We start from the raw sequence: 14,042 nt of genomic DNA on the forward strand, positions 1-14,042 counted from the left end.
GTCGGCCCATCACAAGCCCGCGGCCGTCGTCGACACCAGGGTCGGCAGCCGCGACTGCACGATGCGCTACCGATCACAGGTCCGGGGACGTCGGCTATGGTCGGGCCGGTGAACGTCGACCCTGTCCACGCCGTCAGCGGAGCACGCGGGCAGGAGTGGCAACAGCTTCACGACGAAGGCGTGCGGCTGCTCCAGTCCGGTGACGTCGAGGCCGCAGCCGCCGCGCTCGAGGCGGCCCGCCGGATGACGATGACCGACGACGTCGACGTGGAGGGGCTGGCGTGGCGCGCGTCGACCCTCGCGAACCTCGCCGCGCTCGCCGGGCACCAGGGCGACCTGGACCGGGCCACCCGGCTGGTCACCGACGCGGTCGAGCTGACCGCGGCGGTGGAGCGGGAGGTCGGCGACCGGTTCGGCACGACGGCGGTGCGCGCCAACGCCTACGCGCTGCGCGCGCAGGTGGCCATCCGCGCGGGCCGGGCCGACGAGGCGTTCGCCGACGTCGACCGGGGGCTCACCGACGCGGCGGTGGCCGGCGACGATCGTGAGCCGCTCACCATCGCCCTGCACAACGTGCGGACCGGTCTGCTGATGGTCACGGGACGCCTGTCGGAGGCGCAGGACGCGGCGCTCGCCACGGTCGAGCTCGCGCTCGCCCACTCTCCCGAACTCGCCGCGGACCCGTACACGAACCTCGCGCTCATCGCGGACGCGGTCGGCGACGACGAGCACGCCACGATGTACCGCCGACTCGCCGAGTCCACTATGGATGGTGTGCGGCCGATCGGTGAGCGCTGGCGACGTTGCGTCGAACTGAACGCGCAGGGGGCCGAGCTCGTCCAGTCGGGCGATCTCCGCGCGGCGGCCGCCACGCTCGACGAGGCTTACCGCGAAACCCTCGTGCCCGACGAAAGCGAGGACGGGGACGTCGAGGCGCTGGTGTGCCGGGCCGCGATCGCCGGGAACCGGGCTGGTCTCGCGGCCACCCTCGGCGACTTCGACGACGCGCTCCGGCTGAGCACCGAGTCGATCGACCTCGCCAGGGAGATCGAGGCCCGGGTGGGTGACGAGTACGGCACGACCGCCGACCGGATCGGCGCGTTGACCACGCGGGCGCAGTACCTGCGTTACAAGTCGCGCTACGCCGAGGCCCTGCGCGATCTCGACGAGGCGGCCGAGGCGGTGCCGGGCGACGGGCCCGCCGCGGTCTCGCTGCATCATGTCCGTGCCACCGTGCTGGCCGCGGCGGGCCGGTTCGAGGAGGCCGTCGCCGCGGCCGGGACCGCCCTCGACGTCGCGGGCCGGGTCGCGCCGCACCTCTCCCCGTACCCGCACATGACGCTGGCCGACATCGCGGAGGCGACCGGGGACGCCGCGGTGAGCGCCGAGCATCTCGACCTGGCCCGCGTGCTGTTCGCGACGGTGGGCGACGCCAACGGCGAGGCCGCCGCACTGCTCGGCCTGGCCCGGCTGTCCTATCTGGACGGTCAGAACGACGTGGCGGACGAGCGGTACGGCGCGGCGGAGGAACTGTTCGCCCGCATAGGGAACACCCTGCAGCTCACCACCTGCCTGCACGGGCGGGCCGCCGTCGCGGTGAGCCGCGGTGAGCCACGGACCGCGCTCACACTGCTCGACCGAGTACTCGACGCCCTCGGGCCGGACCCGGCGCCGATCCCGCTGGTCGCGACATATCACGTGCAGGGTGGGGCGCTGGAGGCGCTCGGCGAGTTCGCCGAGGCCGAACAGCGCTACCGCGCGGCCCGCGAGTCGAGCGAACGGGCCGGGCTGTGGCACGCGGCGCTCGGCATGGACTGGTGGCTGGCCGACGCGCTCGCCAGGTGGGCCGCGACCGTGCCCACCGAAGACGAGCGCCGCGAACTGCGCCGCCGCTCGCTGGACCTCGCGCTGCCCGCCGCGCTCGCGGCGGAAGCGCTGCGGCAGCGGTTCGCCCCCGGGCCGATGCGGGAACGCTGGGTCGCGCTCGCCGCCGCCCCCGCGACCCGTGCGGCGCTGGCCGCCATCGCCGCCCTCGACGACGTCGAACTGGCGGGCGCGTACCTCGACCACCTCGCCGCGGCGGTATCGCTGCCCGGCGAGTCGGCCCAGTCGTCCGGCGCGCGGCCGGTGCGCCCGGACGAGGTGGTCACCCTCCCGGCACCGGCGCCCGGGACCGGCCCCGCCTGCGGCCCGCACGCCTTCGCGCTGCCGCCGAGGGTGCGGCTCGACCCCGACGTGCGCTCGGTCCTCGACGACTGGATCGACCTCGCCGAGGCGCGTTACGCGCTCGCGGTGCGCTCGACCGAGGCGGTGCGGTCGTGGTGACGACCGCACCGAGGACGACACGGAACACGACGCGGCCTGCCGTCCAGCTCACGCTCGTCGACGCCGGGCACCTGTACCTGTCGTGGCGCTGGGAACACGATCCCCACGCGCAGCGCGTGCTTGTGCTGCCGCGGGACGAGGTCCGGGGGCCGCTCGACGAACTCGCCGCCGCCGTCCCGTCACCGCTGGCCGGTGAGAGCGGCGAGCAGGCGCTCGAACGGTCTCTTGGACACGGGCCGCTGGTCGACCGGTCCCGCGAGACCGGCCTGGCCGAGCGCCTCGCCGCCGGCCTGTTCCCGGCCCGGCTCGCCGCCGAGCTGACGGCGGTGTGCGGCGACGGCGTGCGACCGCACCTGCGGGTCCAGCCGTCGCCGTCGACCGCGCAGGTGCCGTGGGAGGCCCTCCTGGTCGACCCCGGCACGCGGCTCGTGGACCACGTCGACGTGTCGGTGCTGGTGCCCGCGACCGTGCGCAACGCGCGGGAGCGGTGTGTGTCGCCATGGCGTGCCGGTGGTCCGGTCGTCGGCGTGCTCGACCCGGTCGTGCCGGGCTTCGACTCCGCGTCGGCGCTCGGGTCCGTGCTCGGCCCGGGCGCCGCCGACTCCGCGCTCGCCGGGATGCTGACGCGGCTGGGTTCGCGGCTCGCACCGACGGGCGCGCGGGCGTTGCGCCCCGACAACGTCGACCGCGACGTCCTCGAACGCGCCCTGGCCGACGCGTCGCGGCTGCTCTACGTCGGGCACGTGACACGTGGCGGACACGGGCTCGACGTGCGCCTGCACCTGTGCTGCGGACCCGGCACCACCGGCCTGGCGCCGCTGGTCGGCGCACACCGCCCGCTGACCGCGGCCGACATCGTGCTCGGTCACCGGCCGGACACGCGGCAACCATGGCGCATCCCGAACCGGGTGGCGCTCATCGCCTGCGAGAGCGGCAGCGACGCGCGGTTCGCCGAACCGGCGGGCCTGGTCACCGCGATGGTGCACGGTGGGGCCGAGTACGTGACGGCGACCAGGTGGGTGCTCCCGACCGACGCCGGGCTCGCCAGATACCTGCCGGGGATCGACGGCGCCGTCCTGGCCGACACCGTGGTCGCCGTGAACGACACCCACGAGTCCGCGGATCCGGTCGCCGCGCTGGGCACGTGGCAGCGGGACATGGCCACGCGCTGGGCACGGACCGGCGAGCCGGCATGCTCGCCACTGCTGTGGGCGGCCTTCTCCACCGCGTACGCGCCCGCTCCGGCGATCACCGGCCGAACCTGTGATCGGTAGGCAGCGGGGACCGGCACACTCCTGAGAACGTGTCGCCGGCCTACCCGTGGTCACGGCGACTGCCAGCGAAAAGAGGCGCAGCATGGTGTTCCTGGCGACCTACGCGACACCAGCGTTCGCCGTGTGGGCGTTCGCGTGGTTCTGGTTCGAGCTGCCGTGGTACCTCTCGCCACTGCCGGCGTTCCTCGCGTTTCCCGCGGGCTTCCTCGTCTGGGTCATCCGACTGCGGGTCGCCCGCCTCCCCGCGCTCGACCCGCACACCTACCGGGCCACGGTCGTCGAGCACACCCTCGAGGTCTACGACCAGGAAGATGGTTACGAGCGGACGAACCTCCACGTACGGGTCGACACACCGGACGGCGGTTTCGACTCCGTGCTCGCCGACAACGTCGCCGACGAGGATCTCCACCGGTTCCACCCGAGCAGCACGTGGTCGGTACGCGTCTTCGCCGACACGACCGCCCGGGTCTTCCTCAGCGACGCCCACGACGACGTACTGCGGAGCGGCTACCACCTCGACGGCATCCGCCACCCTGGCGAGCACACCCAGAGGCCCCGGCCGAAACCCGGATCACCGTTGGCGCGCAAGCGATTCCGGACGTAGCCACCATGCCGGACTTCTGCCGGGACCGCGCCGGCCCGCGCCCGGGCCGGGTGTGGGCCATCCGGCTGGGCCCGCTCGCCCTGGTGCTGTGGGTCATCGCCGCGATCCGGTTCGACCTGCCGTGGTACCTCCCACTACTGATGATCTTCGCCGGCTTGGTGGGCTGGATGCCGTACTTGGCTTTCGGTCCCCTCCCCGCGCTCGACCCGCACCCGCGCCAGGCCACGGTCACCGGGCACACGACCGAGGTCGTCGACGAGCTCGACAGTCGACGGCCCGTCATCCACGTCCGGGTGGACACGCCCGGCGGCGGCTTCGACTCCGTCCTCGCCGACCACATCGCCGACGACGACCGCGACCGGTTCGTCCGGGGCAGCACGTGGTCGGTACGCGTCTTCGCCGACACGACCGCCCGGGTCTTCCTCAGCGACGCCCACGACGACGTACTGCGGAGCGGCTACGACCTCGACGGCGTCCGCATGGCGACGGAGAGCGTCCACTTCTCGGGTGCGCCGAAACCCGGGTCACCCCTGACGCGGCACCGGATCGGGAGGCGGCTTCGATGAACCTCGTGGGATGGCTGGTCGTCGGTGTCAACGGACTGGTGCTGTTGTCCGTGGTGGCGTTGGCGATCTTCGACCGGAAAACGTTCAGCACGCCGGAAGAACTGGCCGCCGTCGCCCGCCGGGTGGCGGCCAGGACACGGGACTCCTGGGACCTCGACCGCCGGAAGCTGAGCGAACCGCTGGCCATGACGGGCCGGTGGACGACCGCGGTCGGGGTGGTCCGATGGCGACCCGGGTTGCCGCGCCCGACCGTCGGCAGGCTCACCCCGTGGTGGGCGACGGACGGGATCTCGGACTCGATCGACACCGTCCGGCTGGCGCTCGACGTGGACGGGCAGCGCGATCCCGTCGTGCTGGAGGAGTACCTCCATGACCTCCGCGAACTCCAGCCCGGCATGCTCGTGCCGATCGTGGATCCGGGCGACGGCAAGGGCATGCGGCTCGCCCTCGACTATCCGGCCGACCAGCTCGGCCTGCTGCTGGCCGACTACCGGCGCGACCACGGGCTGCTCGACGAGCACCAGCACGCGGCCTGGACACGCGGGCGCCGGCAGCTCGCCGAGGTCCTCGACGTCCGGCCCACCGGCCGGGTGCTGGCGGACTCGGTCGAGGTCGCGGCCGTGGTCAGGGTGGCGGGCGAACCGTTGACGGCGGTCGGTTTCGTCCGGCCGGAGGAGGCCAGCGCGATGCGCAGAAGCAGGCAGGTGCCTGTCTGCGTCCTCACCGAGCGGCCCGGCGAACCCGTCCTCGGCTGGTTCCCGTTCTGATGGGCACCGCGAACCCCGGACCCGTCCGGTACGCCGCCATCACCGGCGTCGAGGACAACCTCAGCAGGACAGCACCGGATCCGCGGCACACACTGTCGCTGAGCGTCTCCGTCGAGCTACCGGGTGCCCGGCCCGCCCTCCTGCTCGTCAAGGAACGCCCCCGGCGGTGGTCTCAGCTGCGCGCGGGCCGGATCGTCGCGGTGCGGGCACACTCGTCGATCCCGGACGTGGTGACCTACGCGGGCGACCTGACCCGCGAACAGCAGCTGGCCGGGCTCGTCGCACAACGGGCAGCGCACGGCCTGCTCCCCGACCTCGCTTCCGCCGACGACGACCTCGTGGCCGCGACCCTGCGCGCGGTCCACGCGGGCACGCACACCCTCGGCGAGCACACCGAGATGCTGTTCGACGTCGAGGTGTCGCGGCCGGACACGGCTCCCGAGCATCACCTTGCCCGCGGCTTCCACCTCCCCGAGGAGATCGCGGGCCACCGGCAGGGCACCGCCGTCCGCATCCGGCCGGGCAGCCCCGCGATCCTGTGGCCCGACCTCGAGCTGGTCACACTGTCGGCACAGCACGGGTAGCCCCGTCCGCCGGAATCCGCTCCCGGCGTGCCGCGACCGCCCACGCGCACAGCGCCGCGAGCACCGCCATCGCGACGAACGTGCAGATGCTCGTCGTGATCATCGGCAGCGGATCGAGGGTGAGCGGGTCGTACGGCGGGTCGGGAATCACCCACACGCTGATGCGCAGCGCCAGCACCGCGACCGGGACCACCGCGCACGCCCACAGCACCGTGCTGCGTCGTCGCCGGGCCACGTCGCCGACGTGGATCGACACCGGCAGCAGCCAGACCCAGTAGTGGTGCCAGGCCACGGGCGACACGAGCACCATCGCGAGCACGACGGCGGCCAGGCCGACACCGTCCTCGCCGATCCGGTGCGCGAGGGTCGCGGTGACCGCCGCGGCGGTCACCGCCAGCATCGAGGCGACCAGCCATGGCCCGGTCACCTCGGTCGAGTGCAGCACGCGCGCGAGCATGGCCCGCATCGACTCGTTGTCGACCCAGCCGATGGGGGCGAGCCGGTCGGGCTGCAGGCCCTTGTCGAACCAGAACTCCGCCGAGTACGCCGGGAACACGAGCCAGCCGAGCGCGACCGTGCCCGCAGCGGCGCCCGCAACAGTCGCCGCGGCCCGGCGGCGGCCGGTGAGGGCGTAGTACAGCACGATCGCCATCGGATACACCTTGATGCCCGCGGCGATGCCGGACAGCACGCCCTTGACCCGCGAGGTCTCCGGCAGGTGCAGGTCCAGCGCGACGAGTCCCACCAGCACCAGGCTGACCTGTCCACATTGGAGGACCTGGTCAACGGGCTGCACGAGCAGCGCGGCGACCGTGGCGCCGACCGTGAGCGACCACGGTGGACGGCGGCGCGAAGGTTCTCGACGGCTGGTCGACACGATCGCCGACAACGCGTCGTCCGGCGGTGTCGTGCTTCGGAGTGTCGCCACGCGGCTGTCCGATGTGGACTCCCACTCGCCGGGTGCGTGCTGCGCACCGGCGGCGCGGCCGGGTTCGGCTCGGTTACCGCAGTGTTCGGAGGTGGCAGGTGATCGTTGTGCTCGGGCGCTGATGGCCTGGGCGATCCGGGCGCGCCGATCTCGCTCACGTGGGTGATTTTCCCGCGTCGACGCATCGGGCTGAGCGTTGCCGAAAGTGCGCGGCAGGAACGCGTTTCAGGGTCGTGGAGGCGTCGGCTGCCGGAATTGTCAGCAGGCGACCAGGGTGGGAGATCGGTTAGCGTCCTGAGCGGTTACCGCCCGTCGAACCAGTGAGAGGACAACAACGTGGCCATCTCCGCCAACCTCGACAAGCACCTGGACAAGGCGTACGAAAACCTCAGCCTTGCCGAGCTTCTCGACGCTCCGGTTGCCGCGCTCGCAGGTGTCAGCGACGGTGACGCTGACAAGCTGGCCGCGGCCTTCAACATCAAGACGGTGCGTGACCTCGGTGCCAACAAGTATTTCCGCCTCGCCGCGGCCCTCGTCGACCTCGACAAGTAGGCGAATCCGCCAAAGCCGGCCGCTTGGTGACGGTGCCCGTCCGCCTGATGACCGGTGCGGTCGCGCTGAGCGTCATGGTGCCGCTGTCTCGGTGAGGCGTTGCTTGAGAGCTTCCAGTTCGGTGTGCAGCGCGATCGGGTCCCGCCGCACCACACCGACCTGGCCAGCAAGGTCTGGTGGGTGGTGGGGGCCTGGTCAAGGCCGGGAATGGCTGCGGTGGTCGTCGTCTCCCTGCGGATGCTGCGGCGTCGTCGGGCCGGTCAGCCGATCGTGGTGTCGAAAGGGCGGTGAGCCAGCTTGCGGAGCGCCCGGGCGGCGGCGTCGGCAACCCGGTCGGTGAGCGCCGCGTCCGGTCCTGCCGGTGAGCGCTCGTCGGGTGGGGTGGCCATGACCAGCGCGAGCGCACAGTCGTGGTAGACCTCGAAGTCCAGGCGTGCGCCGGGGAAGTCGGTGAGCGCGCGGAGCAGACCGGGCAGCGCGAGTAGCGGGTCGCTCGCCTCGTCCGGCGCGAGAACGGTCGGTTCGGCGTGCGGCGTGAGCGGTTCCAGGTCGGCGGTGACGTCGAGGAGGTCGACGACGACGTGTGCACCCGCGGCGATGCGTCGCAAGGGGAAGGTGATCGCGTCGGCCGGGCTCCAGGTGGTGATGTCGCTGATCCCGCAGACCATCAACAGCGGGCACAGGATCGGCAGGTTGTCCGCACCGGCGATCACGACCTTGCTGGCCCGTGGCGCGCGGCCGGCGCGGCTCAGGGTGGTCAGCAGCGCCGCCGCCAGGGCGATCGCGGTGGTGTCCTGGTCGGTCAGTACGGGCCGCCAGCCCGCCAGCGCCCGCACCTGACGTGCGAACTCGGGCCGTGCGTGCTGGAGAAAGATCGTGGCGACTTCGGGCGGGAACGCGCGCAGGTCGGTCTCGTCCTGCTGCTCCCCGCCGCCGGCGGGGCCCAGCACGCGGACGGGCAGCCCGGCGAGGTCCTCGATCAGCGCTGCGTACCGGCGCGCGCTCGGCGCTACCGCGCCGCCGTCGCTCACCACGGCCACCAGGTGTTCCGGTCGTGGTTCGGCGGTCACGCGGTGCCACGCAGGATCGCCGGATGCCGGGACAACGCGCCCATGATCAGTCTCCGAGGGTCGCGGATTCCAGGACGGCCGCATCCACCCACTCGCTGGTGTCGATGCCGTGCCGCGCGGCCACGTCGAGCAGGTCCCGGATGCGGGCTACGTGCACATGGACCTCGTGGTCGTGACCGGCTTGCGACGCCTTGTCCAGCGTCTTCAGACCGTCGGCGACCTGGCTTCGCAGGACCGCTTCGAACTCGCTCATCGTCCCCATGTCTCCCGCGCGCGATCCAACGCCGCACCCCACTCGATGACGAATACATCATCTGCGCACTTAAGTAATTTCGCAACTACTGGATCGCGCGAGACCAGCCACACGGGTGCCCGCGTGTCCTACCTGGCCGGTTGCCCAGTCGCCGGCGAGGGTCGAGACGGTTCGGCCACCCGCGCTTCCGCACGGGTTGTGAAACGGGGACGAGGTGCGGGTCTAGCCACGCCGCGACGTGGTGCCGGGCGAGCCGCCGCCCCGGTTCGTCGCCGAGGACGCTGGGGTGCCGAGGTCTGCCAGCAGTTCGACCTGCCCGGACAACACCCCGGTCAGGATCAGTCGGGCGACTGACAGCAACTCGGCCACATGTGGGCTGGTCAGCGAGTAGTAGACGTTCGAGCCCTCCTTGCGGGTGGTCACCAGACCCGCGCGGCGCAGCACCGCCAGCTGTTGCGACAGGTTCGCCGGCTCGATCCCGACCTCCGGCAGCATCTCCGCGACCGCGTGTTCCCGCTGACTCAGCAGCTCCAGTACCCGGATCCGCGCCGGATGCCCCAACGTCTTGAAGAACTCCGCCTTGAGCTGATACAGGGGCCTGCTCACCAGCACTCCTCCCCACACGCTCCCGACATACGGCCGGCCCGCGCCCCACAACGAGAACAGGACACCTGGTCGCAGGGGTTCAACAGTTGCTAACCTTAGCAAGTCTGAAAGGGCATGCCGCGACGCGTGCGCCACGGCCACCCGCACGCCGGGGTGGGAGTCGACAGTGCGTCAGTTGACCGTGGCCGAGGTGACGACCCGTCACGTGACCACCGTTGTACCAGACGGCGTCATGATCGTCCACGGACTCGACGCGCACGCTGGTCGCCGCCGCGCCTTGTGCCCCGGGTCTGTGCCCGCCCGCGCGGAACGTGTGTTTGTGCTGGTCGGCTGGATCGATGCGCCAATCGATCCAGTGACGGACGGAACACGTTCCCCGGCATCCGGGCCGGTGTTCGATGGCTACGTTCGAGGTCTCGTTCCCGTGAAGGAGAGGTTTCGTGGGCGCTGACGTGGATGGTGTGCTGGACGGGGCCGGGTTGAAGAACGCCCCTGTTCGGGAGTACGTGCGGCACTGGGCGGAGGTCACCGGTGCGGCGCGGGTCGAGGTGGTCGGCGCCGCCGACGACGCCCGGCTGATCCGGGAGGCACTGGACGCCGGGGAGATCCTTCCGGCCGGCGAGGGCCGCTACTACGCGCGTAGCTACGTCAAGGACACCGCCCGCTCCGAGGAACGCACCATCGTCGCCACGAACGACCCGGCCGACGCGGGCGTGTACAACAACTGGCGGCCGGCTGCGGAGATGCGCCCGCTGCTGGAGGAGCGGATGCGTGGCGCGTCGGCCGGCAAGACGATGTACGTGGTGCCCTACCTGATGGCGCCGCCGGGCTCGCCACTCGAGGCGTACGCGGCCGGAGTGGAGTTGACCGACCACCGCACGGTCGCCCTGCACATGATTCGCATGGCCCGGGTCGGCGTCGACCACATCAACGCACTGGCCGAGCCGGACTCGTTCGTCCGGGCCGTGCACGTCACCGGTGACCTGCCGAACCTCGGCCAGGGCACCCCGGACGACCAGCGGTACTTCGTCACCGTCGCCGACGAGCGCACCATCCTGCACTTCGGCTCGTCCTACGGCGGGAACGCGCTGCTCGGCAAGATCGCGCACGGGCTGCGGCAGGCCGCCTACGACGGCTGGGCGTCGGGGGAGTTCCTGGCCGAGCAGTTCATGTTGCTGGGCATCACCGACAAGAAGACCGGCAGGAAGTACCACGTGTGCGGGGGATTCCCCAGCGCGTCGGGCAAGACGAACCTGGCGATGATGCTGGCCCCGGACGCCCTGGGCGACCGCTACCACGTGGAGTTCTACGGCGATGACATCGCCTGGCTCTGGGCCGACCCAGCCGACGGGCGGATCCACGCGATCAACCCCGAGTTCGGGGTGTTCGGTGTCGCCAAGGACACCAACGAGACCACCAACCCCACCGCACTGGCTTCGGTCGGGCCGGGCACCGGCACCCTGTTCACCAACGTCGCGTACCACGAGCCCACCGGCGAGGTGTGGTGGGAAGGCAGGACACCGCACCCGCCCGCGGACGTGGCCGGGTGGCGGGACTGGACCGGCGAGCTGATCAGCGACCGGCCCACCGACCGCCGCGACGCGCCGTGGGCACACCCGAACAGCCGGTTCACCACTACGCTGGCCAACGTGCCCAACATCGCCGCGGATTTCGAGAACCCACGTGGCGTGCCGATCGACGCGATCATCTTCGGCGGCCGGACCCGCGACCGCGAGCCGCTGATCCGTGCGATCACCGACCTCGCCGAGGGCGTGTACGACGGGCTGACGTTGGGCGCCGAGGCGACGTTCGCCGCCGAGGGCGTGGACGGGCAACTGCGGTACGACCCGATGTCGATGCGGCCGTTCATGGCCTACCCGGAGGGTGCGTACGCGGCGCACTGGCTGAAGATCATCGGCGCCGCGCGGGAGAAGCCGGTCTTCGCGCACGTGAACTGGTTCCAGCGCGACCCCGATGACGGCCGTTTCCTGTGGCCGGGCTACCGGGACAACCTGCGTGCGCTGCTGTGGCTGGTGCGGTTGAACAACGGTGAGGTCACCGGCCGCGCCACGCCGGTCGGGATCATTCCCACGGCCGACGAACTCGAACTCGACGGCGCCGATGTGGACGCTGGTGACCTGGAGCGCCTGCTGTCGATCGACGTCGCGCGCTGGCGCACGGAGATGGCGAACCGGGAGCGCCACCTCGCCCAGTTCGCTGACCTGCCCGAGCCGATCTGGCAGGCACACCGCCGCATCACCGCCGGCCTGGCCGACCTGCCCACCTGATCCTCGGACGCGTCCCTCCCGCGAGGCGATCGCCGAGTTCGAGGCGTCGGTACCGGACCTCGAGGTCCACAGCCCCGACCTCGCGGTGCGGTCGATGCACGACCTTGCCGTTCACGATCGCGGATGTCCGGATCTACCAGGGCGGCGTTGCGAATCCGGGTGGGGCCATACCCTGTGGCGTCATGATTCGTCTGGTGACGGCGGGCGCCGCGCATCGTCTTGCCGGACGGCGGGATCACGAGTCCGCCGACTGTCAGGCTGGCCACGGTGGCGGGACTTTCGTTGTCGCCCATGGGTTTCTCGAACGCGGCGCCGATCCCGGCGATCCGCATCTCCTTCATGTGCATGGATCCAGGATCGCGATGATGCCACGCGGATCCGCCCGGAACTGGTCGCGGTCGCGACCGGTCATGTCCGGGCCCGCACAAGGTTGTCCGTCAGCGCGCAGTGTCAGCGTTGTGGTGCCGGTCCTGGGGAGCCGCCCGGCGTCGGTGTTCCTCCGGGTTGCTGTGGCGGCGGGGTGAGCGGGCCGCCGGTATGGATGCGCTCAGCCATCTGGACCTTGGGCTGGTTGTACTCCGGCTTGTAGTGGTCCGGCATGAAGGTTTCGACCGCCTTGTCGATGGCGAAGCCGGCTCCGACGCTGACGCCGAATCCGATCAGGCCCCCGCCGAGCCCGCCGATTCTCGGCAGCACCTTGGTGATCACGGTCGAGGCGACCTTGCCGACAGCCGCGTCGGCGCCGATCTTCGCTCCTGCCGCGTACAACGTTTGCTCACCCTTGACCGCGCCGAAAAGTTCGACGCCGACGCCGAGGCCCGCGCCAAGGTACGGGAGCCGGTGAAAGGTCGCACGCGCCTTGTGCGCGCCCGGGACCTCGGTCACCTTGCCGCGTCGGCCGTCCGCTGCCTTCCGCACCCATTCCCGGGTGGACTGATAGGCGGGGTTGGTGAGGAACTCCTCGTACTGGTTCACCCTGGCGAGCGCCTCGTTCCTGAGTGAGCCGGCGTGTTCGGCCGCCGCTCGCAGCGTCGCGCGCTGGGCGGAGGTGAACTCCTGGTAACGCTCACCATTCGCCCAGTCGGTGAACAGTTGTGCCTTGTCGTCCCAGCGGTTGGCTTCCCGCAGGGCGGCGTTGCGGGCTTTCGCCGTCTCGTAGCGGGGATCCTTCTCGTCGTACTCGTTCCCGAACGACGCGACTTCCTTCGCCGACTTCAGGCCGATGTTCCACGCTTCGCCGCTGCCCTGGCCCGGCGCGTTGAACGCCGCGAGCAGCGCACCGTGCGCCTCGTCCTCGGCGATCCGTGCCTGCTTCACGATCTGGCTGCACGCGTTGAACACGGCCGCCTTCGCGTTGTACGCGTCGACCTTGGCGTTGAACGAGGCGACCGCCGTGTTGTAGGCCTTCATGTTGTCGGTGGTGGCCGTCGACGGCTTCGCCGGTGGCTCGCCGACCATCGCCGCGCGGTCCGGCGCATGGATGAGGGTGCCCTCGACCGTCAGCCCGCCGTCGGTTGCCGTCTTCGTCGCGCTGTCCATGGTCCTGCCGATGCTTTCCAGCGCGCCGGCGAAATCGCGCAACCCCTGTTCGTAGGTGTAACAGGTGTAGGCGAGGTCGTCGCAGTCGTCACGGGGCGCAACCACCTCGTTGATGAACACGCCCGCGGCCGGGCCGGTCCATCCGGACAGCGCGGTGTTCCGTGCGGTGGTCGCCGCGGTGCCCGCCGCCGTACCCATCAGGCTCAGTTTCTTGAGCCAGTCGGCGGTCGCGGTGCACGTGCCGGGGCTGCCGTTGACATGCGTGCTGAGCGCGGTCATCGATTCTCCCAGGATCGTGCGTCCGTACGCTTTTCCTCGTCGTACACCCGTGTGTCGAGGAGCCCGCTGTCCTGCTGACGGTTCGCCTCGGTCAGGGCGCTGATGCGTTCCGTCGCGGCGAACTCTCCGGCGTTGGTGTTCTCGATGTCGGCGTAGTTCCCGTGGCCGACCTCTACGGCGTGCCCACTGTCGTCGAGGAACTGGGCCAATGCGATCCCGGCACTGTGCACGACCGAGATCCTCGCGCCAACCGTGTTCGTCGACTTCCCCGCGTCGACGTCGGGAACCTTGCCCTGTGTGGCGCTGTCGAGCGAGGAGGCGGCGGCTTTCAGCTGACTGGCGATGGAGTCAAGGGCTGCCGGTTCGTAGCTGTAACCGTCTGGCATGAACGATCCTTCCTGAACGGA

At 71.1% G+C, this 14,042-nt stretch carries 14 protein-coding genes; 8 read left to right on the forward strand and 6 right to left on the reverse strand.

From position 1 onward, the window contains the following. Positions 1–108 precede the first annotated feature (108 nt). From ACIBVP_RS00070 to ACIBVP_RS00095, 6 genes are all read left to right on the forward strand, one after another. Positions 109–2,325: a hypothetical protein gene (locus ACIBVP_RS00070; RefSeq protein ID WP_396103696.1), complete on the forward strand. Its 2,217-nt coding sequence runs from the start codon at positions 109–111 to the stop codon at positions 2,323–2,325. Beyond that, positions 2,319–3,599 (forward strand): CHAT domain-containing protein, encoded by a 1,281-nt coding sequence (locus ACIBVP_RS00075; RefSeq protein WP_396103697.1) that lies wholly within the window; start codon positions 2,319–2,321, stop codon positions 3,597–3,599. Before ACIBVP_RS00070 ends, ACIBVP_RS00075 begins: the two co-directional genes overlap by 7 nt. Before the next feature lie 82 nt (positions 3,600–3,681). Continuing rightward, a complete protein-coding gene (locus tag ACIBVP_RS00080) occupies positions 3,682–4,203 on the forward strand; it encodes a hypothetical protein (RefSeq protein WP_396103698.1) in 522 nt (173 codons plus the stop codon). A 5-nt stretch (positions 4,204–4,208) separates the two neighbouring features. Then, complete coding sequence (locus ACIBVP_RS00085) at positions 4,209–4,769, forward strand: hypothetical protein (RefSeq protein WP_396103699.1); 561 nt, start codon at positions 4,209–4,211, stop codon at positions 4,767–4,769. Further along, positions 4,766–5,536 (forward strand): hypothetical protein, encoded by a 771-nt coding sequence (locus ACIBVP_RS00090; RefSeq protein WP_396103700.1) that lies wholly within the window; start codon positions 4,766–4,768, stop codon positions 5,534–5,536. The genes ACIBVP_RS00085 and ACIBVP_RS00090 overlap by 4 nt, the downstream gene beginning before the upstream one ends. Beyond that, positions 5,536–6,120 (forward strand): hypothetical protein, encoded by a 585-nt coding sequence (locus tag ACIBVP_RS00095; RefSeq protein ID WP_396103701.1) that lies wholly within the window; start codon positions 5,536–5,538, stop codon positions 6,118–6,120. The genes ACIBVP_RS00090 and ACIBVP_RS00095 overlap by 1 nt, the downstream gene beginning before the upstream one ends. Here the strand turns inward: ACIBVP_RS00095 and ACIBVP_RS00100 are convergent. Next, complete coding sequence (locus ACIBVP_RS00100) at positions 6,095–7,048, reverse strand: glycosyltransferase 87 family protein (RefSeq protein ID WP_396103702.1); 954 nt, start codon at positions 7,046–7,048, stop codon at positions 6,095–6,097. The genes ACIBVP_RS00095 and ACIBVP_RS00100 overlap by 26 nt on opposite strands. Positions 7,049–7,384: 336 nt before the next feature. On the opposite strand from ACIBVP_RS00100, the gene ACIBVP_RS00105 reads away from it, so the two are divergent. Continuing rightward, positions 7,385–7,600: a hypothetical protein gene (locus ACIBVP_RS00105; RefSeq protein WP_396103703.1), complete on the forward strand. Its 216-nt coding sequence runs from the start codon at positions 7,385–7,387 to the stop codon at positions 7,598–7,600. A 260-nt stretch (positions 7,601–7,860) separates the two neighbouring features. Here the strand turns inward: ACIBVP_RS00105 and ACIBVP_RS00110 are convergent, their stop codons facing one another. From ACIBVP_RS00110 to ACIBVP_RS00120, 3 genes are all read right to left on the reverse strand, one after another. After that, positions 7,861–8,670 carry a hypothetical protein gene (locus ACIBVP_RS00110; protein WP_396103704.1) on the reverse strand — a complete coding sequence of 270 codons (810 nt, stop codon included), beginning with the start codon at positions 8,668–8,670 and terminating at the stop codon, positions 7,861–7,863. A gap of 46 nt (positions 8,671–8,716) precedes the next feature. Continuing rightward, positions 8,717–8,923: a hypothetical protein gene (locus ACIBVP_RS00115; RefSeq protein ID WP_396103705.1), complete on the reverse strand. Its 207-nt coding sequence runs from the start codon at positions 8,921–8,923 to the stop codon at positions 8,717–8,719. 222 nt (positions 8,924–9,145) lie between these two features. Continuing rightward, on the reverse strand, positions 9,146–9,529 hold the full coding sequence (locus ACIBVP_RS00120; RefSeq protein WP_396103706.1) for an ArsR/SmtB family transcription factor: 384 nt from the start codon (positions 9,527–9,529) through the stop codon (positions 9,146–9,148). 440 nt (positions 9,530–9,969) lie between these two features. Between ACIBVP_RS00120 and ACIBVP_RS00125 the strand changes: the two genes are divergently transcribed. Beyond that, entirely contained in the window at positions 9,970–11,817 is a 1,848-nt protein-coding gene (locus tag ACIBVP_RS00125; RefSeq protein ID WP_396103707.1) for a phosphoenolpyruvate carboxykinase (GTP), read from the forward strand. Between the two features lie 450 nt (positions 11,818–12,267). On the opposite strand, the gene ACIBVP_RS00130 is transcribed toward ACIBVP_RS00125, so the two are convergent. Next, a complete protein-coding gene (locus ACIBVP_RS00130; RefSeq protein WP_396103708.1) occupies positions 12,268–13,635 on the reverse strand; it encodes a hypothetical protein in 1,368 nt (455 codons plus the stop codon). After that, positions 13,632–14,021: a hypothetical protein gene (locus ACIBVP_RS00135; RefSeq protein WP_396103709.1), complete on the reverse strand. Its 390-nt coding sequence runs from the start codon at positions 14,019–14,021 to the stop codon at positions 13,632–13,634. Before ACIBVP_RS00135 ends, ACIBVP_RS00130 begins: the two co-directional genes overlap by 4 nt. Between the last annotated feature and the right edge of the window lie 21 nt (positions 14,022–14,042).

It is taken from the genome of Actinophytocola sp. NPDC049390 (assembly GCF_044466355.1).
Taxonomy (GTDB): Bacteria; Actinomycetota; Actinomycetes; order Mycobacteriales; family Pseudonocardiaceae; genus Actinophytocola.

Excerpts from the sequence above, each read along its gene's own strand:
- ACIBVP_RS00080 (WP_396103698.1), top strand. The coding sequence starts at position 3,682 with ATGGTGTTCCTGGCGACCTACGCGACACCAGCGTTCGCCGTGTGGGCG.
- ACIBVP_RS00085 (WP_396103699.1), top strand. The coding sequence starts at position 4,209 with ATGCCGGACTTCTGCCGGGACCGCGCCGGCCCGCGCCCGGGCCGGGTG.
- ACIBVP_RS00090 (WP_396103700.1), top strand. The coding sequence starts at position 4,766 with ATGAACCTCGTGGGATGGCTGGTCGTCGGTGTCAACGGACTGGTGCTG.
- ACIBVP_RS00095 (WP_396103701.1), top strand. The coding sequence starts at position 5,536 with ATGGGCACCGCGAACCCCGGACCCGTCCGGTACGCCGCCATCACCGGC.
- ACIBVP_RS00115 (WP_396103705.1), bottom strand. The coding sequence starts at position 8,923 with ATGAGCGAGTTCGAAGCGGTCCTGCGAAGCCAGGTCGCCGACGGTCTG.
- ACIBVP_RS00130 (WP_396103708.1), bottom strand. The coding sequence starts at position 13,635 with ATGACCGCGCTCAGCACGCATGTCAACGGCAGCCCCGGCACGTGCACC.
- ACIBVP_RS00135 (WP_396103709.1), bottom strand. The coding sequence starts at position 14,021 with ATGCCAGACGGTTACAGCTACGAACCGGCAGCCCTTGACTCCATCGCC.